A 19,239-nucleotide genomic window follows, 5' to 3' on the forward strand; every position below is an offset into this window, starting at 1 on the left:
CGCTTGCATTGCGGGGGCCTGGCAGAAGGATCAACGATGAAAGCCTGGCTCTCCACCCTCGCCCTCACCGCCGCCCTGTCGGTGGCGGGCGTGGCCGGTGCCGCCGACAGCACGCCCCCCAATCATCCCGGCTATCCCAACCAGATGGAGGGCGACGTCGTGGTCCGCGACTTCGCCCTGACCAATGGGGAGCATCTGGCCAACGCCAGGTTCCATTACATCGCGCTGGGCACGCCCCAGCGTGACGCCGCGGGCGCCATCACCAACGGGGTGCTGCTGCTGCACGGCACCACCGGCAGCGGCCGCAATTTCCTGAACCCCAGCCTGGGCGGGGAACTGTTCGGGCCGGGCCAGCCGCTGGACGCCGCCAAGTATTTCATCATCCTGGCCGACGGCATCGGCCACGGCGGCTCCTCCAAGCCGTCGGACGGGTTGAAGGGCCACTTCCCCCACTACGGCTATGTCGACGCGGTGGAGGGGCAATACCGCATCGTGACCGAAGGCCTGGGCATCAAGCACCTGAAGCTGGTCGCCGGCACGTCCATGGGCGGCATGCAGACCTGGATCTGGGGGGAACGGCATCCGGACATGATGGACGCGCTGATGCCCATCGCCTCGCAGCCCGTGGCCATCTCCGGCCGCAACATGCTGTGGCGCCAGCTCATCATCGAAGCCATCCGCAACGATCCGGAGTGGAAGGGCGGCGACTACGCGGCCCAGCCCACCGCCTATACCCGCGCGCTGCCCATTTTCCAGATCATGGTCAACAACGCCTCGGTGCTGCAACAGCAGGCCCCCAGCCGGGCGGCGGCGACCACCCTCTATGACCAGTGGGTGGCCGACTACGCCAAGACCGTGGACGCCAACGACTATCTCTACTGGTTCGAATCGTCCTACGACTACGACCCCAGCCCGGACCTGGAGAAGATCAAGGCCAAGCTGGTGGCCGTGAACTTCGCCGACGATTTGCTGAACCCGGCCGAGTTGGGCGTGATGGAAGCGGCCATGAAGCGCATTCCCCACGGCCGCTACGTCCTGATCCCGGCATCGGACCAGACGCGCGGCCACCAAACCCTGACCCAGGCCAAGGTGTGGAAGGGCGCCCTGGAGGAAGTGCTGAAGTAAGCGCCGGGGCGCGTCAGACTTTCCCGGCGTAGCGGTCCGTGGCGCGGATCAGCTGGTCCAGGATGCCGGGTTCGGCGTGGGCGTGGCCGGCGCCCTCGATCAGGTGGAAGTCCGCCTCCGGCCAGGCCTTGTGCAGGGCGTAGGCGTAGCGCGCGGGGCAGGGCATGTCATAGCGGCCGTGGACGATGGTCGCCGGGATGGAACGGATGCGGCCGACGTCGCGCACCAACTGCCCTTCGTCCAGCCAGGCGCCATGGACGAAGTAATGGTTCTCGATGCGGGCGAAGGCCAGGGCGAAGTGCCCATCCTTGAAGGGGGCCGAATACTCGGGATTGGGCAGCAGGGTGACCGTCTCGCCCTCCCAGATGGTCCAGGCCTTGGCGGCCTCCAGCTTGGCGGCTTCGTCATCGCCGGTCAGGCGGCGGTGATAGGCCGCCATCATGTCGTGGCGCTCCGCCTCCGGTATCGGCGCCTGGAAGCGCTCCCACTTGTCGGGGAACAGTTCCGACGCACCGAACTGGTAGTACCAGAGCAGCTCGCCCTTGGTCAGGGTGTAGATGCCGCGCAGCACCAGTTCGCTCACCCGCTCAGGATGCGTCTCGGCATAGGCCAGCGCCAGGGTCGACCCCCAGGAGCCGCCGAACACCAGCCACTGGTCCACGCCCACCTTTTCGCGCAGGCGCTCGATGTCCGCCACCAGGTGCCAGGTGGTGTTGGCCTCCAGGCTGGCATGCGGGGTGGACTTGCCGCAGCCGCGCTGGTCGAACAGCAGCACGTCGTACAGCGCCGGATCGAACAGCTGCCGGTGCCCCGGGCTGATACCGCCGCCGGGGCCGCCGTGCAGGAAGACGGCGGGCTTGGCGCCGGGGGTGCCGCACCGCTCGTAATGGATCACATGCCCGTCGCCCACATCCAGGGTGCCGGTCTCATAGGGCTCGATGGCGGGATACAGGGTGCGCAGCGCGGTCGCGGTCATGAGTGGGGCGCGTCCTCAGTTCGATGAGCCGCTGGTGGCGGCGCTGGCGGGCGGCTCGGCGTCCGCCGGAATCCAGCCGGTCTTGGGCGCGGTCGCCTCCGGCACCGGCTGGGCCGTGGGGGCGGGATCGGCCTTGGGCGGCTCTGCGGGCGTATCCGGCTTGGGCTCCACTGGCGGCTGGGCGCTGGGCTGCGCAGGGGCCTGTGCGGCGGGAGGTTGGGCAGCGGCGGGCTGCGGTGTCGGCTGCGCGGCGGGCATGGGCACCTGGGGCGCGGTCGATGGCGGGGATGCCGGGGGGGCCTCCGCCGGTGTCGTGGGTGCGGGCTCCGGCGTGGCGGTCGGGGCTGTGGCCGGTATGGCGGGCTGGGGCGCGGGGGCCTGGGGAGCTGACGTCACAGGCGACGGTGTCACCGGGGCCGGCGTCACTTCTGGGGCTGGCGCCACGGGCGCGGGGGCGGCCGGTGTCGGGGCGGGCTTGGCCGGCTTCTCCCGCTTCGCGTCGGCCTTGGGCTCCGGCTTCGGTTCAGGCTCGATGTTGACGGTATAGTCGGGAACGATGCGCGCCTGGCTGCCGGTGATGACCAGCACCTTCTGCCCCAGCGGGATGGGCGTGGGCTCGCGCTGGGTCACCGAGAGCAGGTCGCCGTTGGGCTTGCGCACGATGTATTCCCAGCCGGTGGTGTCGCCGGTCATGTGTTCCGCGCTGGTGCCGACGATGGTGCCCACCACGGTGCCGCCCACGGCGCCCAGGGCGCTGTTGGGGCCGATCTGGGAGCCCAGGATGCCGCCGGCCGCCCCGCCCGCCACGGCGCCCACCGTGCCGCTGGCGCTGATCGACACCTGGCGGAATCCGATGATCACGCCCGGCTCGGCCTTGTTGGCCTGCTGCACGGCGGTGGCGTTGTAGGTGTTGGGCGAATAGTCGGCGGCGCACCCGGCCAGCAGGGCGGGGGCGACAAGGGCGACAGCGGCCGTCAGGCCGAAGCGGAGGGATCGCGACACGGGGGGAACCATTCCCTGGAAACGACCGGGGCAGGGGATTGCCCCGGAGATGCGGCATGGAATAGCCCCGTGTCATAGGAGATCCGCCCCCGGGTGTCACTTGGCAATTTCATGGCGGCAATGTGGTCGACTTGCCATCATGGCCGTGCCCGCCCCCGTCTCACGGTCCATCGGACGCCCGCCCATGAAGCAGATCCGCCTCAACGCCTTCGATATGAACTGCGTCGGCCATATCCATCAGGGCCTGTGGCGCCACCCGCGCGACCGTTCGACGCAATACACCGACCTTGCCTATTGGATGGACCTGGCCCGCACACTGGAGCGCGGCCTGTTCGACGGCCTGTTCCTGGCGGACATCCTGGGGGTGTACGACGTCTACCAAGGCGGGCCGGACGCCGCGGTGCGCGCGGCGGTGCAGGTGCCGGTGGGCGATCCGCTGCTGCTGGTCCCGGCCATGGCGGCGGCCACCACCCATCTGGGCTTCGGCGTCACCGCCAATCTGAGTTACGAGCCGCCTTACACCTTCGCCCGCCGCATGAGCACGCTGGACCACCTGACGGGCGGCCGTGTCGGCTGGAACATCGTCACCGGCTATCTCGACAGCGCCGCCCGTGCCTTGGGCCTGGATGGTCAGGCGGCGCACGATGACCGCTATGCCGTGGCTGAGGAGTATATGGACGTCGTCTACCGACTGTGGGAAGGCAGTTGGGCGGACGACGCCGTGCAGCGGGATCGCGCGGCCGGCGTCTACGCCGATCCGGCCCGCGTCCGCCCCGTCCGCCACCACGGCCCCCATTTCCGGATGGAAGGCGCGCATCTGTGCGAGCCGTCGCCCCAGCGCACGCCGGTCCTGTACCAGGCGGGGTCGTCGGACCGGGGACGCCGGTTCGCCGCCGCCCATGCCGAGTGCGTCTTCGTCAATGGCGGTCCCAAGCCGCATGTCGCCCGCCTGGTGGCCGATCTGCGCGGCCTGGCCCGCCGCCTGGGGCGCGATCCCGCCGACCTGAAGGTGTTCGTCGGCGCCACGGTGGTGGTGGCGGAGACCGACGCCCTGGCCCAGGCCAAGCGGGCGGACTATGACCGCTGCGCCAGTGTGGAGGGCGCGCTGGCCCACGCCTCCGCCTCCCTGGGCATCGACTTCGCCGCCCGGGACTGGGACGAACCCATCCATGCCGGGCAAAGCCAGGCGGTGACCTCGAACATCGAGAACCAGGCCGCCCGCCGGCCGGACAAGGTGCTGACCCGGCGCGGTCTGGTGGAGGGGCTGAGCCTGGGCGGCCGGCAGGTTCCCATCGTCGGCGGGCCGGCCACGGTGGCGGATGAACTGATGGCCTGGGTGGAGGAGGCGGACGTGGACGGTTTCATCCTGGCGCGCACGGTGACGCCGGAATGCTTCGCCGATTTCATCGACCTGGTGGTGCCGGAGTTGCAGCGGCGCGGCGCCTACAAGACCGCCTACGCCCCCGGCACGTTGCGGGAAAAATTGTCCAGCCCCGGTGGCCGGTCACGCAGCCCCCGGCTGCCCGACACGCATCCCGGCGCCAGCCGGCGCTGGCGGGGTTAAGCCAGCGCGTCCGTCAGGAACAGGCCGGCGGCGTGGACCAGGCCCGCCTGGGCCTCCCGCCCCAGCGCCAGGTCGGGCTCGTCGCCCAGGGCGGCGGCCCCCTTCATCATCTGCAACAGGGTGACGGCCATGGTGGCCGCCCGCTCCGCCGGCAGGGCGCGGGACTTGGCGCGCAGGACGGCGGCGATGCCTTGGCGCAGGCGGGCGCGCAATTGCCCTTGTTGCGCCACCATGTCCGGCCGGGCGTCGATCAGGGCAAAGGCGGCGGCGCGTTCCACCTTCAGGCTGGGCAGCACGGCCAGGAGGGCCGCCGCCAGCGCGGCGGGGGACAGGGCGGCGGCGCGCGACTCCAGATCCGCCAGCAAGGCCACCAGCGCGTCGGCGTACCGGGCCAGCAGGGCATCGGCCAGCACGGCCTTGGTGGGAAAGAATTGGTAGAGCGAGCCGATGGGCGCGCCCGCCCGGGCCGCGATCTCCGTCATCGTGGCGGCGTCATAGCCCTTTTCCGCGAACACGGCGCTGGCGGCGGCCAGCAGGGCGGCCACGCGGGCACGGCCCCGCTCGCGGCTTGGCATCTTGGGTCCGGCGGGGGGCGTGCCTTCCGGCGATGCGGCAATAGGCGCGGCGGTGTCGGTGGTTGACTTTTGTGAGGACATTCTCATAAATCTTTTCATGAGGGTGTCCTCATATTTGCATTCCCGACACCCCGCCGTCCATCCCCGCCCCCCGCGAAGAGGTTGCCATGAGCATCAATCTGGACCCGAAGACCACCGCCCTGGTGCTGATCGATCTGCAGCACGGCATCATCAACCTGCCCCTGGCGCCGCACACCGGCGCGGATGTGCTGGCCCGGTCCAAGGCGCTGGCGGAGAAGTTTCGTGCGGCCGACGCGCCGGTGGTGCTGGTGCGCGTGGCTTTCGCGCCTGATTTCAGCGACGCGCCGCGCCAGCCCACGGACCAGGCCATGACCGTGCCGCCGGGCGGTTTCCCGGCCAACTGGGCCATGCTGGATGAGGATTTGGTGAAGCCGGGTGACATCATCGTCACCAAGCGCCAGTGGGGCGCTTTCTACGGCACGGATCTGGATCTGCAACTGCGCCGGCGGGGCATCACCACCATCGTCCTGGCCGGCATCGCCACCAACATCGGCGTTGAATCCACGGCGCGCGGCGCCTGGGAACATGGCTACGCCCTGGTGTTCCCGACCGACGCCATGACCACCTTCAGCGCCGAGATGCAGGACTTCGCCCTGACGACCATCTTCCCGCGCCTGGGCCGCTGCACCACCAGCGACGCCATCACCCTGGGCTGAGGCTGGGGGGGGGCGGCCCGCCCCTGCGTCAGGCTGCGACCAAAAACGCGAAGAGAAGGGGGCAGGTCTCATGAACCAAGGTGCGGATCTCCCCCTCCGTCACCCGATCCCGCGCCATCATCAGGCGCACGATGGGCTCGGCCAGCAACTCATCCAGCGTCGCTTCCGTCATCTCCGGCATCGGCATGGCAGGTCCCCTTCCGCCTCGGTGGAAACAGTGAGGCCAGATTACTGATATTAAGAATGACTCGCAATTAGCCTTTTCGCCGCTCCCCCTCCGGCATATGCGAAGGGGACGGGATCACCCTGGCATAAAGGGTTTCGCGCCGCCGCTGGCCAGCGATGGCGCGGATTGGTTTTAGAAACCGGCTGAAATCTTTACCAGTCTGCCAAAGGGCGCCGTCCGTGGTGCCTAAGCCTTAGGCCGGGGCGAAGCCGGATATTGTTCGGCCTATGCGGTGCCTTGACTGTCACCACCGCCTCTTAAGTAAAACGAATAGGCAGCGACTGCGGTCGCCGGAGCATTGCGGGGAGCGTCAGCGGACTGAAATGCGAGGATAGACAAGCCGCCGGATGGCGGCGCCGGCGCTTGAGGAAAGCGAATTAAGCCGCCTCTTGCCCTTCCAGGAACACCACCAGCTCCTCCAGCGCGTGGGTCAGGTGGGTGCTCAGCAGGTCGACGGCTTCGGCGCCCTTGCCGTCGCGGCACAGGGCCACCAGGCGCTCATGCTCATCCATGGACCGATCATGGATGGCGGGGGTCATGGACAGGTGCAGGCGGACATAGCGGTCCAGGCTGTCGTGGATGCGCTTCACCATGTCCAGCATCACCGGGCGCTGGGCCGGCTCGTACAAAGACTCATGCAACTGCCAGTTCAGGGCGCCCCAGCGGCCGGGCTCCGCGGCGTGCATGTCCTTCAGCACGGCCTCCGCCTTCTTGATCTGCTTCGCGGTCAGCTGCGGGATGGCGCGGCGCAGCAGGTCGGTTTCCAACAGCAGGCGCACCTCGAAATACTCGCGCACCTCGGCGGGCGACAACTGGGCCACGACCGACCCCTTGTAGGGGATGGTGGCCACCAGGCCCTCCGCCTCCAACTGTTGCAGCGCCTCGCGCACCGGAATGCGGCTGACGCCCAGCTTTTGCGCGATCTCATCCTGGCGCAACTGTGCGCCCAGCGCATATTCCCCGCTCAGGATCATCTGGCGCAGGGCGTCAACCACCTGGGCCGACAGCGATTTCCGTTCAATCTTGGCGCGTGCGATCATTTGGTGGCTTCTTGGCGGGGGTGCGGATTTGGAAGGCGGCCCTGTGAATTCGCTCTGAACAGCCTGAAATCGGCTGTAAAAGCAATTGATTTTCTAAATCACGCTAGACTGTTCGCGTGTACTGCACCATGGGTAGTTGGCGCATAGCCCGGTCTAGTTGTCGCTAACCCTCAAGGGGTGGTGATGATGTCGGTCGCGGGGCGCCGGGCTTGACAGTTTGGATATCGTATCCGATACGCTATCCCCTTGCCAGGGTCCGCCGAACGGCCGGCTCATCATTCAACGATAACGGGGACGATCGGGCATGGGGATAGCGACAGCGGGGGCAGGCGGGCCGGAGCGTGCCGGAACGCGCGATGCCCAGGATCAGGCCGGCGGCCATCCCCCCGGCCTCTACCTGCTGTTCGCGGTCGAGTTCTGGGAGCGGTTCTCCTATTACGGCCTGCAATCCATTCTGATCTTCTTCCTGCTGTGGCACCTGTCCATGGACAAGGTGTCGGCCTATGCCGAGCTGGGGGCCTTCGGCGTCCTGGTCTACATGTGCCCGGTCCTGGGCGGCTTTATCGCCGACCGCTGGGTGGGGGCGCGCCACGCCGTGCGCGCGGGCGCGGTCCTGCTGATGATGGGCCACGGCCTGATGGCCTGGCAGCCGGCGCAGACGGTGGAGCGGCTGGTGACCCCGGACGCGACCTACGACCTGAAGCGTCCCATCCTCTACCCGGCGGAGGGGGAGGAGGGCGCCCGCCAGGTGGTGGTGAACGGCACCGCCCAGGTCATCACCAGCCTGAGCAGCGTCCAGGGCGAGGACGCGGACGCCCGCGCGCTGACCTATGTCGGCCCCGATGGCGCCCCCGTCACGCTGCGCGGCCGGCTGGAAAAAACGCCGGACGCCGGCGGCCTGCGGCTGTTCTACCTGTCGCTGGCCCTGATCGCCGCCGGCGTGGGCATGCTGAAGCCCAACATCTCCGCCCTGGTCGGCCGGCTCTACGGCGACCGTCACGCGGCGCGCGATCGCGGCTTCCTGATCTTCTACCTGGGCATCAACGCCGGCGGCCTGATGGGCAGCATCGTCTGCGGCTGGCTGGGCGCCGTGCTGGGCTGGGAATGGGGCTTCGGGGCGGCCGGCATCGGCATGGCGGTGGCGCTGGCCACCTTCAGCCTGGGCCGCCGCCTGCTGCCGGACGAACTGCCGGTGGCCCAGGGGGGCCCGCGGGCCGCCGCCGGTCTGCCGGGCGGTTTCGCCGCCCTGGCCGGTGGTGTCGCCCTGGCGCTGGCCTGCTGGCTAATCGTCGACCGTCCGGCGGTGGTGGGCCATGTGCTGGACATCGCCGCCGTGGCGGGCCTGGCCGCCGTCTTCTGGTTCGCCCGCACCTGCGACGCGCGCCAGCGCCGCCACCTGGCGCTGCTGCTGCTGCTCATGCTGGTGTCGGTGCTGTACTGGACGCTGTTCTACCAGGGACCGGCCTCGTTGAACGTCTTCGCCGCCGAATGGACGGACCGCCACATCGGCCCGGTGCTGGTGCCCGCCCCCGTGCTGCAGTTCCCCGATAAGGCCTTCGTCATCCTGCTGGCCCTGCCCCTGGCCGCCCTGTGGCGCTGGCTGGATGGGCGGCGGCGCGCCCCGGGCCCCGTCACCAAGTTCGGCTTCGGCGTGCTGTTCGTCGGCCTGGGCTTCCTGGCCCTGGCCTTCGGCATCGAGGTCACGCCGGCCGGCCTGCGCGTGGGCGTGGCCTGGCTGCTGTCCCTCTACCTGCTGCAGGAAGTGGGGGAGCTGTGCCTGTCCCCCACCGGCCTGTCGGCCATCACCCGGCTGTCGCCGCCCGCCATCACCAGCCTGCTGGTCGGCCTGTGGTTCCTGTCCACGGCCTATGGCCAGCGTCTCAGCGCCCTGGTGGCGCAGGCGACGGTGGTTGACGGCAGCCTGCCGGCGGCGGTGCAATTGGCCTCGTACCAGGCGGTGTACCTGAAGGCGGGCCTGTGGTCCTGCGCCGCGGCCCTGCTGCTGTTGCTGCTGGTGGTGCCGCTGCGCCGCCTGAATGATTGATGTGTGATCCTAGAGAAACGGGTTTGAAACCATGACCAAGGGTGTAGGGGGGCTGTCGGCCCCGGCGGTGCTGTCGACCTTGAAGTCCCGGCGGGCGGCGGTGCAGCCCATCACGGCGGAGGAGTACCGCGCCCGGATCGAGGCGGTGCGGGCCCACATGGCGGCGCGCAAGGTGGATGCCCTGCTGCTGCCGGCGTCCAGCAACCTCCTTTATTTCACCGGCCTGGACTGGCACCCCAGCGAGCGTCTGACGGCGGCGCTGATCCTGAAGGACGGCGACCCCGTCTACGTCTGCCCGACGTTCGAGGAGCCCAAGCTGCGCGGCCATATCACCGTGGGGGATGAGGTCCGCACCTGGCAGGAGGATGAAAGCGCCTACGCCCTGGTGGCGGACCTGGTGCGGGCGCAGTCGGGCGCCTCCGCCACGGTGGCGGTCGACGCCCTGGGCTATGCCGGCGTGTTCTTCGACCTGGCCGCAAGCCTGCCCCAGGCCACCCTGGTGGACGCCCGCCCCCTGACGGAGGCCTGCCGCCGGGTGAAGTCGGCGCATGAGATCGCGCTGCTGTCCCATGCCAAGGCCATCACGCTGGAGGTCCACCGCCTGGCCGCCGGCATCCTGCACCCCGGCATCACCCCGGCGGAGGTGGTGGCCTTCATCGGCCAGGCCCACCGCGCGCTGGGCGCCGACGGCGGCAACACCTTCTGCGCCGTGCAGTTCGGCGAGGCCACGGCCTATCCCCATGGCGCCCCCGGCGAGTGGTTCCTGAAGGAGGGCGACCCCGTCCTGATCGACACCGGCTGCGCCATCGAGGGCTACAAGTCCGACATCACCCGCTGCTACACCTTCGGCCACGCCACCCCCGAATACCGCCGGGTGTGGGAGGATGAGCGCGACGCCCAGATGGCGGCCTTCAACGCCGCGAAGATCGGCGCCCCGTGCGAAGCGGTGGACCAGGCCGCCCGCAGCTTCCTGGAGTCCCGCGGCTACGGCCCCGGCTACCAGGTGCCGGGCTGCCCCCACCGCACCGGCCACGGCGTGGGCCTGGACCTGCATGAGCCCGCCTACATCGTCGGCGGCAACAAGCAGCCGCTGGAGGCCGGCCTGTGCTTCAGCGTGGAGCCCATGCTGTGCCTCTACGGCAAGTTCGGCGTGCGCTTCGAGGACCATGTCTACATGACCGAGGACGGTCCCCGCTGGTTCACCACCCCGCCGACGGATGTGGACAACCCTTTCAGTCTGCATCACTGAGGCGGCCGCCCATGGCGGACGGGTATCCGGAAGGCATCGACTGTCTGTGGGTGGCGACGGATCGGGAAGGGAAGGTGGGGGCGTTCATCACTGCGGGGGAGGGCCCCATTCCCGCCTTAGCCTTCGGCTTCGAGGCGTTCACGGCATTCTCTCTGGAAGAGATGCTTCTTGCACTTGAAGTTTCGACGCTCGCCACGGTCCTGGTAGATGTCCCTAGGCCAGACAGTTTCCTGGCCTTGGCAGGCCGGGGTGTCTTCGTCTACGACTGGGGTGAGTTTCATTCCAATCCCGTCGGCGACCGTCATTCATATCGGCTGGTCGCTGTTCCGAGAGAGCCTATCGTCGTCGCAGCGCTTCCGCCTGAGGTTGCGGGGATTGCGTCCACCATTTGTCTTTCAGACGGTCCCTTTGGACTCGCGCTGGTGATTGACCCGAGGGGTGCCATGGCGTGTAAGGAAAAGTTGGCTTGGACGCCGACTTGAGGCGGGCGGCCTTCATTCTCCACGCATAAAAGAAGGGCCGGTCCTTGCGGGCCGGCCCTTGAGGATGTGCCTTGGGAGGAAAAACCAGGGTCTAAGTCAGGCTCGGGACTTAGACCTGGAAGCCACGCCAGAACGGATCCTGGGTGGGGTCGACGTAAATGGTGTTGAGGCCGGTCTGCACCGCCCAGCCCTTGATGGACGGGCGGATGCTGGGGAAGTCGCCGAGATTGCCGGCGCTTTCCACGCGGCCTTCGAACAGGCTGCCGATGATGCTCTCATGCACGAAGCTCTGGCCGACGCCGAGCTTGCCCTGGGCGGCCAGGTGGGCCATGCGGGCGGAGGTGCCGGTGCCGCAGGGGGAGCGGTCGATGGCGCGGTCGCCATAGAACACGGCGTTGCGGCCGTGGGCGTCGGGGTGCTTGGGCCGGTCCACCCACATCACGTGGCTCAGGCCCCGGATGGTGCTGTCCAGCGGATGGACGGGGGTGATCTTCTCGCGCACGAGCTGCCGCACCAGGCCGCTGTAATGGATGATCTTCTGCGCCCCCAGGTGGTCGATGCCCTTGTAGGCGCCCTGCGGCTCGATGATGCCGTAGAAGTTGCCGCCGTAGCTGATGTCCAGGGTCAGGGGGCCCAGCTCCGGCACCTCGATGGTGACGCCCTTGGTGAACAGGAAGCTGTCGATGTTGAACAGCCGCACCCAGGTCACCTTGCCGGCGGTCATCTCATACTCAACGCCGATCTGGCCGGCGGGCACGTCCAGCACCAGCTTGCCGGGCGTGCGCGGGCGGATGAGGCCGTGCTCCAGCGCGAAGGTCACCATGCCGATGGTGCCGTGGCCGCACATGGGCAGGCAGCCCGAGGTCTCGATGAACAGGATGGAGGCGTCGGCCTCCGGGCTGCAGGGCGGGTAGACGAAACCGCCCGACATCATGTCGTGGCCGCGCGGCTCGAAACACAGCGCCGTGCGGATCCAGTCGAAGCGCGACAGGAAGTCCTGGCGCTTCTCGCTCATGGTGGCGCCCACCAGGGGCGGGTGGCCGCCCATGACCAGACGCACAGGGTTGCCGCAGGTGTGCCCGTCGATGCAGGCAAAGGTCTGGCGGCCGGTGGGCAGCACGGGATCGCCGGTCGGGGCACTGGGGGCGGTGGTCATGGGATCGGGCCTTGAGGCAGACGGTGGAATTAAGGACTACGCGTACTAGGACCTAGGGACTTAAGGGGACTCGCGAGGTTGGAACTGGTTCCCCAGTTCCAACCTCGCTAGCCCGCGACGGCGGGCGCCGGAGCGAGTACCGAAGGGCGCAGCGAGGATAGCCAAGGGGCGGATGCCCCGCCGGCGCTTGAGGCAACTACTTAAAGACTCGGACGGGTGGCCGCCGCCTTCTCGACCATGGCGATCACGTCGGCGCGGGTCTTGCCTTCCAGGATGTAGCGCGGCGGACGCACCCGCTCGGAGCCACGGCCCATGACCTGCTCGGCCAACTTGATGCTCTGCACCAGGTCGTGGCGGGCATCCAGGTGCAGCAGCGGCAGGAACCAGCGGTAGATGGCGCGGGCCTTGGCCAGGTCGCCGGCGACGACGGCGTCATAGAGGGCCACCGACTCCTTGGGGAAGGCGTTGGTCAGGCCGGAGATCCAGCCCTTAGCACCCAGCAGCAGGCCTTCCAGGGCGACGTCGTCCAGACCGGCCATCAGCATCATCTTCGACTCGTCGATGGCATTGGCCAGGTCGGTGAAGCGACGGGTGTCGGGGGCCGATTCCTTCAGCGCCACGATGGTCGGGATCTCCGCCAGGCGCTGCAGCAGCGACACGCTGATGTCCACGCGGTAGGCCGGCGGGTTGTTGTACAGCATGATGGGCAGGGCCGAGGCGCCGGCGACGGCGGCGAAGTGGCGGAACAGCTCTTCCTCGGTCGGCACGTAGACCATGGCGGGCAGCAGCATCAGGCCGTCGGCGCCGATCTTCTCCGCATCCTTGGCGTAGGCGACGGCGCGCGGCGTCGTCAGTTCCGACACGCCGGTGATCACGGGCACGCGGCCGGCGGTCACTTCCTTGGCGGCGGCCAGGACCTGGCGCTTCTCTTCCGGTTCCAGCGAGTTGTTTTCGCCCACCGTGCCCATGATGATCAGGCCGTGCACGCCGTCGCGGATCAGCCCGTCGATCACCCGCTGCGTTTCCGCCAGGTTGATGCTGAGGTCTTCGTTGAACTGCGTGGTCACCGCGGGGAACACACCGCGCCAGTTGGGCAGAGCCATCTCTTAAAACCTTTCACGATTCCGCATACGCGCTTGTCGGCAAGCGCTCCTGGCGATATTATAATGGGATATTGTATCCAATCAAGGGGCTCTGAACATGTCCTCCGTCGATGCCAGCAACCCACCCATGCCGTTCCGGCCCGGTTCCGGCACCATCGCGGTGGTGGGGGCGGGCGTGGTGGGCACGGCGACGGCGCTGGCCCTGGTGCGCGACGGCCATGATGTCATCCTTGTCGATCGGGATCAGCCGGGCATGGGCTGTTCTTACGGGAATGCCGGCCACATCGCCACGGAACAGTTGTTGCCCCTGGCGTCCTTCGCCACGCTGCGCCGCGTGCCGGGCCTGTTGCTGGACGCGACGGGGCCGCTGGGCATCCGCAAGGGGGCGCTGCCCATCCTGGCGCGGGGATGGGCCCGTGACTTCCTGGCCGCCTGCCTGCCCCGGGCCCATGCCCATGGCACGGCCGTGCTGTCCAGCCTGATCGAAACCGTCATCCAGGACTGGCGCACCCTGCTGGTGGGAACGGGCGCCGAGGGGCGCTTCCAGACGCGCGGCCACCATAGCGTCTGGGAAAGCGCCACCCCTGAGGCCGCCATCGCCGCGTCCATGGCCGCCGCCCGGGCCCTGGGCGTGCCCGTCGCCGCCTGGGGGGCGACCCCGGCTGACTGGCCGGACCTGCCGCCGGCGCTGCGCACCCGCGTCACCGGCGGGATGACCTATACCGGAACTGGCCACGTCGACGACCCCCATGGCCTCACCCAGGATCTGGCCGCCGCCTTCGTCGCCCGGGGCGGGCGCATCGAAAAGGCCGAAGTGCGCGCGCTGGAAACCGATGGCGGCCGGTGGCGCCTGCGCCATGACGGCGGCGTCATCGAGGCCGGGGCCGTCCTGGTGGCCATGGGCGTGGACTCCGGCGCGCTGCTGGAGCCGCTGGGCTACCGCGTGCCCCTGATCGCGGAGCGTGGCTACCATGTCGTCGTCCCTGGCGGGGTGCCGGAGGGCGGCCTGGACCGCCCGGTGGTGTTCGAGAACCGCACCGTCATCGTCACCCCCATGGCCATGGGCCTGCGCGCCACCAGCTTCACCGACTTCAGCGGGCCCAACGACGCGCCGGACCCCCGCCGCCCCGCCCTGTTGCGTCATCATTTGCGGGAGCTGGGCCTGATGGCGCCAGGGGCTGACAGTACCGAATGGACGGGCTGCCGGCCCAGCCTGCCGGACTATCTGCCCATCCTGGACGCCAGCCGACGCCATCCCGGCCTGTACGCCGCCTGTGGCCACCAGCACCTGGGCCTGACCCTGGCGGCGGTCAGCGCGCGCCGCATGGCGGATATCGTGGCCGGCCGCACGCCATCCGATCCCGCCATGGCGCTGGACCGTTTCTCCTGACCGTTTCCACCACTTCCGTCCTAAGACCGGAGGCGTAGTTCCCTATGGTCCGATATCGTATATCGTATCCCAAAATCGACACTGAACCCCAATGGCAGTTGGGTCCCTTTGCGCCGCCGGCGTCGCTCGCGGTGCCGTCACGCTTTGATGCGTGCGCTGAAAACTCAAAAATCAAAAACAGAGGGGCTTGAGCATGGTGCGCGATCTGGGAGACGGCCGTGGGGTATCCTTCGGCACCCCGTCCCGGCGGACGATTCTGCGTGGCGCCGCATCGGCCGCGGCCTTGATGGCGATGCCGGCGGTTGCGGCCCCCCTGGTGCCGCCGCTGGGCGCCGATACGGCCCAACCCTTTCCCCTGTCGGCGGTGCGGCTGAAGCCATCGCCCTTCAAGGCGGCGGTGGACGCCAACCTGGCCTATCTGCACAGCCTGGAGGCTGACCGCCTGCTGCACAACTTCCGCAGCGGCGCCGGGCTTCAGCCCAAGGGCGAGGTCTATGGCGGCTGGGAGGCCGACACCATCGCCGGCCACACCCTGGGCCATTATCTGAGCGCGCTGTCGCTCATGCACGCCCAGACCGGCGATGCGGAGTGCCAGCGGCGTGTGGATTACATCGTCGCCGAACTGGCGGAGTGCCAGAAGGCCCAGGGCGACGGCTATGTCGCGGGCTTCACCCGCAAGCGCGGCGACATCGTCGAGGACGGCAAGGTCGTGTTCGATGAGCTGCGGCGCGGCGAGATCCGCTCCGCCGGCTTCGACCTCAACGGCTGCTGGGTCCCGCTGTACAACTGGCACAAGCTCTACACCGGCTTGTTCGACGCCCAGACCCTGTGCGGCAACACCCAGGCCCTGGACGTGGCCGTCAAGCTGGGCGGCTACATCGATGAGGTGTTCAGCCACCTGAATGACGACCAGGTGCAGAAGGTGCTGGACTGCGAGCATGGCGGCATCAACGAGAGCTTCGCCGAGCTGTACGCCCGCACCGGCGACCGGCGCTGGCTGAAGCTGGCGGAGCGCCTCTACCATGCCAAGGTGTTGGTGCCCCTGTCGGAGGGGCGGGACGAGCTGGCCAACATCCACGCCAACACGCAGATCCCCAAGCTGATCGGCCTGGCCCGCCTGGCGGAGCTGACGGGGGCGGAACGCCATGCCAAGGCCTCCGCCTTCTTCTGGCAGACGGTCACCACCAACCATTCCTATGTCATCGGCGGCAATGCGGACCGCGAGTATTTCCAGGAACCGCGCAGCATTTCCCGCCACATCACCGAACAGACGTGCGAGGGCTGCAACAGCTACAACATGCTGAAGCTGACCCGCCTGCTGTACGCCCGCCAGGCCGACGCGCACTACTTCGATTTCTATGAGCGGGCGCACCTGAACCACGTGCTGGCGCAGCAGAACCCAGCCACCGGCATGTTCACCTACATGACGCCGCTGATGTCCGGCTCCGCACGCGAATTCTCCACCCCCACGGAGGATTTCTGGTGCTGTGTGGGCACCGGCATGGAAAGCCACGCCAAGCATGGCGAAAGCGTTTATTGGCGCCGGGGGGCGGAAGACCTGGCCGTCAACCTTTACATCCCGTCCACCCTGAATTGGGCGGAGCGGGGGGCGGTGGTCGACCTCGACACCCGCTATCCGGAAGGGGAGACGGTGCTGCTGACGCTGAAGGCGTTGAAGCGCCCGGCCGCCTTCGCCGTCAGCTTCCGCATCCCGGCCTGGTGCGCCGGCGCCACCCTGGCGGTGAACGGCAAGCCCCAGGACCTGGCGCTGCGGAACGGCTACGCCGTCGTGCGGCGGGAGTGGAGGGCGGGCGACGCCGTCGCCCTGCGCCTGCCCATGGCCCTGCGTTTGGAATCAACCAACGACGACGCCGACACCGTGGCCTTCCTGCACGGGCCCCTGGTGCTGGCGGCCGATCTGGGCCCGGCGCCCAAGAGCGAGGCGCCCACCGGCTCGCCCCAGCCCAGCCCGGTGTCTGAGGCCTTCCAGGGCCCGGCCCCGGCCTTGGTGTCCGCCTCCGTCCTGGACGGTTTCCAGCGGGCGACGCCCGACGCCCTGGTGTGGCGCACCGCCGGCATCGGCCGGCCGGGCGACATGGAGTTCAAGCCCTTCTACCAGCAATACACCCGCCGCACGGCCGTTTACTTCAAGCGCTACACCGAGGCGCAGTGGAAGACGGCCGAGGCGGCCCTGGCGCAGGAGGCCGCCCACCAGCGCGACATCCAGGCGCGCTCCGTCGACGTCATGCACCTGGGTGAGATGCAGCCGGAACGCGACCATGGGCTGGAGGCCAAGATCTCCTACCCCGTGACCTACCGGGGCCGGAACGGCCGCGATGCGCGCACCGGCGGCTTCTTCGAGTTCAAGGCCAAGGTCCGGCCCGGCGCCCTGGTGCTGCAGGCCACGTACTGGGGTGATGAGCGCAAGCGCCTGTTCCACATCCTGGTCGACGGCACCCGCATCGCCACACAAAAGCTGGACGCCGAGCGGCCGGGCGCGTTCTTTGATGTGGAATACCCCATCCCCGCCAACCTGACGGCGGGCAAGTCCACCGTCGTCGTCCGTTTCGAGCCGGAGACCGGCTATTCCGCGGGCCCCGTCTTCGGGTGCCGCGTCGTCGCAGCGTCAGCCTCTCAGGGAGCGCCTATCTGATGTACCGCCTGCCTTTCAACCGTTTGGCCGCCCGCTTGCTGGTCGGCACCGCCCTGTTCGCCGGTGTCCTGACAGTCGGCCAAATCACGGCGACCGCCCCTGTCATCGGCGTGGCCCACGCGGCGGCGACCGCCGCGGCCAGCAAGGCCGACGCCCAGTTCAAGGCCATCTACACCAAGGAATGGAAGTGGCGTCAGGAGGAGTTCAAGGGCGAGGATGACGAGGACAGCAGCGACACCGCCGCCAACCGCCTGCCCAAGGTCGATGCCGCCACCCAGGAAAAGCGCCTGAAGGTTTGGGAAGGCGTCATGAAGGAACTGGACGCCATACCCCAGGCCGACTTGTCGCCCGAGGCCAAGGTGAACTACGGCATCTACCGCGACCAGGTGGCGGTGCTGCTGGCCAGCCAGAAGTTCAAGGACTATGAGAAGCCGCTGAACGCCGACAGCTCCTTCTGGTCCAACATGGCCGGCGGGGCCCGCCGCACCCTGCACACGGTGGCGGAGTACAAGGCCGCCATCGGGCAGATGAACGATATGCCGCGTTATTTTGGCGAGCAGATCGTGAACATGCGCGCCGGCCTGAAGCGCGGCTTCACCCCGCCCAAGGTGACCCTGGCGGGCCGTGACAGCGGCATCGTGAACGTGGTCGAGGCCAAGACGCCGGAAGACAACGTCTACTACACCCCCTTCAAGACGATGCCGGACACCATCCCGGCCGCGACCCAGGCGGAACTGCGCGCGGCCGCGGTGGCCGCCATCACCAAGTCGGTGGTGCCCGCCCACCAGGCGCTGCTGAAGTTCATGCGCGAGGAATACATCCCCGGCGCCCGCACCGAACTGGCGGCGGAATCCCTGCCCGACGGCAAGGCCTATTACCAGTCCAAAATCAAGGAGTTCGCCACCGTCGACCTGACGGCGGACCAGATCCACAAGATCGGCCTGGAAGAGGTGGCCAAGATTCACGCCCAGATGCTGGACGTGATGAAGCAGGCCAACTTCCAGGGCGACTTCCCCGCCTTCCTGAAGTTCCTGCGCACCGATCCCCAGTTCTACGCCAAGACGCCGGAAGAGCTGTTGATGCGGGCGGCGTGGATCGCCAAGAAGTTCGACGGCAAGGCCGACCAGTATTTCGGTTATCTGCCGCGCCAGCGCTTCGCCATCATCCCGGTCCCGGCGGACATCGCGCCCTTCTACACCTCAGGGCGGGGTGGCCCGGGCGTCTACCTGGTCAATACCTATGACCTGCCGTCGCGCGGCCTGTATGCCCTGCCGGCCCTGACCCTGCACGAATCCGCCCCCGGCCACGCCTTCCAGATGCCCATCGCGGCGGAACAGAAGGACCAGCCGGAGTTCCGGCAGAAGGTCTACATCTCCGCCTATGGCGAAGGCTGGGCCCTGTACTGCGAGAAGCTGGGCGATGAGATGGGCATGTATGAGACGCCGTATGAGCGCTTCGGCATGCTGAGCTACCAGATGTGGCGCGCCGCCCGGCTGGTGGTGGACACCGGCATCCATTCCAAGGGCTGGACGCGCGAGCAGGCGCAGCAGTTCCTGCACGACAACACCGCCCTGGCCGATCACGAGATCGAGACCGAGGTCGACCGCTACATCGCCTGGCCGGGTCAGGCCCTGTCCTACTACCTGGGCGAGATGGCCATCCTGAAGGCCCGGGCCAAGGCGGAAAAGGCGCTGGGCGAGAAGTTCGACCTGCGCAACTTCCACGACACGGTGCTGAAGCTGGGCAGCGTTCCCCTGCCGGTGCTGGAGGCCCGCATCGACCGCTTCATCGCCGAGGGGGGCAAGAGCCCGTACCCGGCGCAGTGAGGTGCGCAGCGGCGTGGGATGCCCACGCCGCTATAGGCCCCGGCGACTGAGGGACCACGAAAAGGCGGGGGCGGATGGCGACATCCGTCCC

16 protein-coding genes are annotated in these 19,239 nt (G+C 68.4%); 9 read left to right on the forward strand and 7 right to left on the reverse strand.

Annotated features, from left to right (window positions below; translation table 11 throughout):
• Positions 1–36 precede the first annotated feature (36 nt).
• Positions 37–1,125 carry an alpha/beta fold hydrolase gene (locus ULB03_RS08235; RefSeq protein WP_322482700.1) on the forward strand — a complete coding sequence of 363 codons (1,089 nt, stop codon included), beginning with the start codon at positions 37–39 and terminating at the stop codon, positions 1,123–1,125.
• Between the two features lie 13 nt (positions 1,126–1,138).
• Here the strand turns inward: ULB03_RS08235 and pip are convergent, their stop codons facing one another.
• Both pip and ULB03_RS08245 read right to left on the reverse strand, forming a co-directional pair.
• Positions 1,139–2,101: a prolyl aminopeptidase gene (gene pip, locus ULB03_RS08240; RefSeq protein WP_322482701.1), complete on the reverse strand. Its 963-nt coding sequence runs from the start codon at positions 2,099–2,101 to the stop codon at positions 1,139–1,141.
• Positions 2,102–2,116: 15 nt separating this feature from the next.
• Entirely contained in the window at positions 2,117–3,103 is a 987-nt protein-coding gene (locus ULB03_RS08245) for an outer membrane lipoprotein (RefSeq protein WP_322482702.1), read from the reverse strand.
• A 184-nt stretch (positions 3,104–3,287) separates the two neighbouring features.
• On the opposite strand from ULB03_RS08245, the gene ULB03_RS08250 reads away from it, so the two are divergent.
• Entirely contained in the window at positions 3,288–4,667 is a 1,380-nt protein-coding gene (locus ULB03_RS08250; RefSeq protein ID WP_322482703.1) for an LLM class flavin-dependent oxidoreductase, read from the forward strand.
• On the opposite strand, the gene ULB03_RS08255 is transcribed toward ULB03_RS08250, so the two are convergent.
• Positions 4,664–5,323: a TetR/AcrR family transcriptional regulator gene (locus tag ULB03_RS08255; RefSeq protein WP_322482704.1), complete on the reverse strand. Its 660-nt coding sequence runs from the start codon at positions 5,321–5,323 to the stop codon at positions 4,664–4,666. The two genes, ULB03_RS08250 and ULB03_RS08255, sit on opposite strands and share 4 nt — an antisense overlap.
• Positions 5,324–5,409: 86 nt before the next feature.
• Between ULB03_RS08255 and ULB03_RS08260 the strand changes: the two genes are divergently transcribed.
• Positions 5,410–5,979 carry a hydrolase gene (locus ULB03_RS08260; protein ID WP_322482705.1) on the forward strand — a complete coding sequence of 190 codons (570 nt, stop codon included), beginning with the start codon at positions 5,410–5,412 and terminating at the stop codon, positions 5,977–5,979.
• Between the two features lie 28 nt (positions 5,980–6,007).
• Here ULB03_RS08260 and ULB03_RS08265 read toward each other — a convergent pair whose 3' ends face one another.
• Positions 6,008–6,166: a hypothetical protein gene (locus tag ULB03_RS08265; RefSeq protein WP_322482706.1), complete on the reverse strand. Its 159-nt coding sequence runs from the start codon at positions 6,164–6,166 to the stop codon at positions 6,008–6,010.
• 416 nt (positions 6,167–6,582) lie between these two features.
• On the reverse strand, positions 6,583–7,245 hold the full coding sequence (locus ULB03_RS08270) for a GntR family transcriptional regulator (RefSeq protein WP_322482707.1): 663 nt from the start codon (positions 7,243–7,245) through the stop codon (positions 6,583–6,585).
• A 304-nt stretch (positions 7,246–7,549) separates the two neighbouring features.
• On the opposite strand from ULB03_RS08270, the gene ULB03_RS08275 reads away from it, so the two are divergent.
• From ULB03_RS08275 to ULB03_RS08285, 3 genes are read left to right on the forward strand one after another with little or no spacing between them, the layout of a single operon-like run.
• Complete coding sequence (locus tag ULB03_RS08275) at positions 7,550–9,289, forward strand: peptide MFS transporter (protein WP_322482708.1); 1,740 nt, start codon at positions 7,550–7,552, stop codon at positions 9,287–9,289.
• Positions 9,290–9,320: 31 nt separating this feature from the next.
• Positions 9,321–10,538: a M24 family metallopeptidase gene (locus ULB03_RS08280; RefSeq protein WP_322482709.1), complete on the forward strand. Its 1,218-nt coding sequence runs from the start codon at positions 9,321–9,323 to the stop codon at positions 10,536–10,538.
• A gap of 11 nt (positions 10,539–10,549) precedes the next feature.
• Positions 10,550–11,020, forward strand: coding sequence for a hypothetical protein (locus ULB03_RS08285; RefSeq protein ID WP_322482710.1), 471 nt, complete (start codon positions 10,550–10,552; stop codon positions 11,018–11,020).
• A 109-nt stretch (positions 11,021–11,129) separates the two neighbouring features.
• On the opposite strand, the gene ULB03_RS08290 is transcribed toward ULB03_RS08285, so the two are convergent.
• Together ULB03_RS08290 and ULB03_RS08295 are read right to left on the reverse strand one after the other, a co-directional pair.
• On the reverse strand, positions 11,130–12,176 hold the full coding sequence (locus ULB03_RS08290; RefSeq protein ID WP_322482711.1) for a 4-hydroxyproline epimerase: 1,047 nt from the start codon (positions 12,174–12,176) through the stop codon (positions 11,130–11,132).
• Positions 12,177–12,376: 200 nt separating this feature from the next.
• Positions 12,377–13,279 (reverse strand): dihydrodipicolinate synthase family protein, encoded by a 903-nt coding sequence (locus tag ULB03_RS08295; RefSeq protein WP_322482712.1) that lies wholly within the window; start codon positions 13,277–13,279, stop codon positions 12,377–12,379.
• 97 nt (positions 13,280–13,376) lie between these two features.
• Between ULB03_RS08295 and ULB03_RS08300 the strand changes: the two genes are divergently transcribed.
• The 3 genes from ULB03_RS08300 to ULB03_RS08310 all read left to right on the forward strand — a co-directional run bounded on the left by ULB03_RS08300 (position 13,377) and on the right by ULB03_RS08310 (position 19,148).
• Positions 13,377–14,669, forward strand: coding sequence for an NAD(P)/FAD-dependent oxidoreductase (locus ULB03_RS08300; protein WP_322482713.1), 1,293 nt, complete (start codon positions 13,377–13,379; stop codon positions 14,667–14,669).
• Between the two features lie 193 nt (positions 14,670–14,862).
• Positions 14,863–17,322 (forward strand): glycoside hydrolase family 127 protein, encoded by a 2,460-nt coding sequence (locus ULB03_RS08305; protein ID WP_322482714.1) that lies wholly within the window; start codon positions 14,863–14,865, stop codon positions 17,320–17,322.
• Positions 17,322–19,148, forward strand: coding sequence for a DUF885 domain-containing protein (locus ULB03_RS08310; RefSeq protein ID WP_322482715.1), 1,827 nt, complete (start codon positions 17,322–17,324; stop codon positions 19,146–19,148). The genes ULB03_RS08305 and ULB03_RS08310 overlap by 1 nt, the downstream gene beginning before the upstream one ends.
• The last annotated feature ends 91 nt before the right edge of the window (positions 19,149–19,239 follow it).

This window comes from Nitrospirillum goiasense, from assembly GCF_034427435.1.
Taxonomy (GTDB): domain Bacteria; phylum Pseudomonadota; class Alphaproteobacteria; order Azospirillales; family Azospirillaceae; genus Nitrospirillum.

Coding starts and splice junctions, on each gene's coding strand:
- ULB03_RS08235 (WP_322482700.1), top strand. CDS start 37: ATGAAAGCCTGGCTCTCCACCCTCGCCCTCACCGCCGCCCTGTCGGTG.
- pip (WP_322482701.1), bottom strand. CDS start 2,101: ATGACCGCGACCGCGCTGCGCACCCTGTATCCCGCCATCGAGCCCTAT.
- ULB03_RS08250 (WP_322482703.1), top strand. CDS start 3,288: ATGAAGCAGATCCGCCTCAACGCCTTCGATATGAACTGCGTCGGCCAT.
- ULB03_RS08255 (WP_322482704.1), bottom strand. CDS start 5,323: ATGTCCTCACAAAAGTCAACCACCGACACCGCCGCGCCTATTGCCGCA.
- ULB03_RS08260 (WP_322482705.1), top strand. CDS start 5,410: ATGAGCATCAATCTGGACCCGAAGACCACCGCCCTGGTGCTGATCGAT.
- ULB03_RS08265 (WP_322482706.1), bottom strand. CDS start 6,166: ATGCCGATGCCGGAGATGACGGAAGCGACGCTGGATGAGTTGCTGGCC.
- ULB03_RS08270 (WP_322482707.1), bottom strand. CDS start 7,245: ATGATCGCACGCGCCAAGATTGAACGGAAATCGCTGTCGGCCCAGGTG.
- ULB03_RS08275 (WP_322482708.1), top strand. CDS start 7,550: ATGGGGATAGCGACAGCGGGGGCAGGCGGGCCGGAGCGTGCCGGAACG.
- ULB03_RS08280 (WP_322482709.1), top strand. CDS start 9,321: ATGACCAAGGGTGTAGGGGGGCTGTCGGCCCCGGCGGTGCTGTCGACC.
- ULB03_RS08285 (WP_322482710.1), top strand. CDS start 10,550: ATGGCGGACGGGTATCCGGAAGGCATCGACTGTCTGTGGGTGGCGACG.
- ULB03_RS08290 (WP_322482711.1), bottom strand. CDS start 12,176: ATGACCACCGCCCCCAGTGCCCCGACCGGCGATCCCGTGCTGCCCACC.
- ULB03_RS08295 (WP_322482712.1), bottom strand. CDS start 13,279: ATGGCTCTGCCCAACTGGCGCGGTGTGTTCCCCGCGGTGACCACGCAG.
- ULB03_RS08300 (WP_322482713.1), top strand. CDS start 13,377: ATGTCCTCCGTCGATGCCAGCAACCCACCCATGCCGTTCCGGCCCGGT.
- ULB03_RS08305 (WP_322482714.1), top strand. CDS start 14,863: ATGGTGCGCGATCTGGGAGACGGCCGTGGGGTATCCTTCGGCACCCCG.
- ULB03_RS08310 (WP_322482715.1), top strand. CDS start 17,322: ATGTACCGCCTGCCTTTCAACCGTTTGGCCGCCCGCTTGCTGGTCGGC.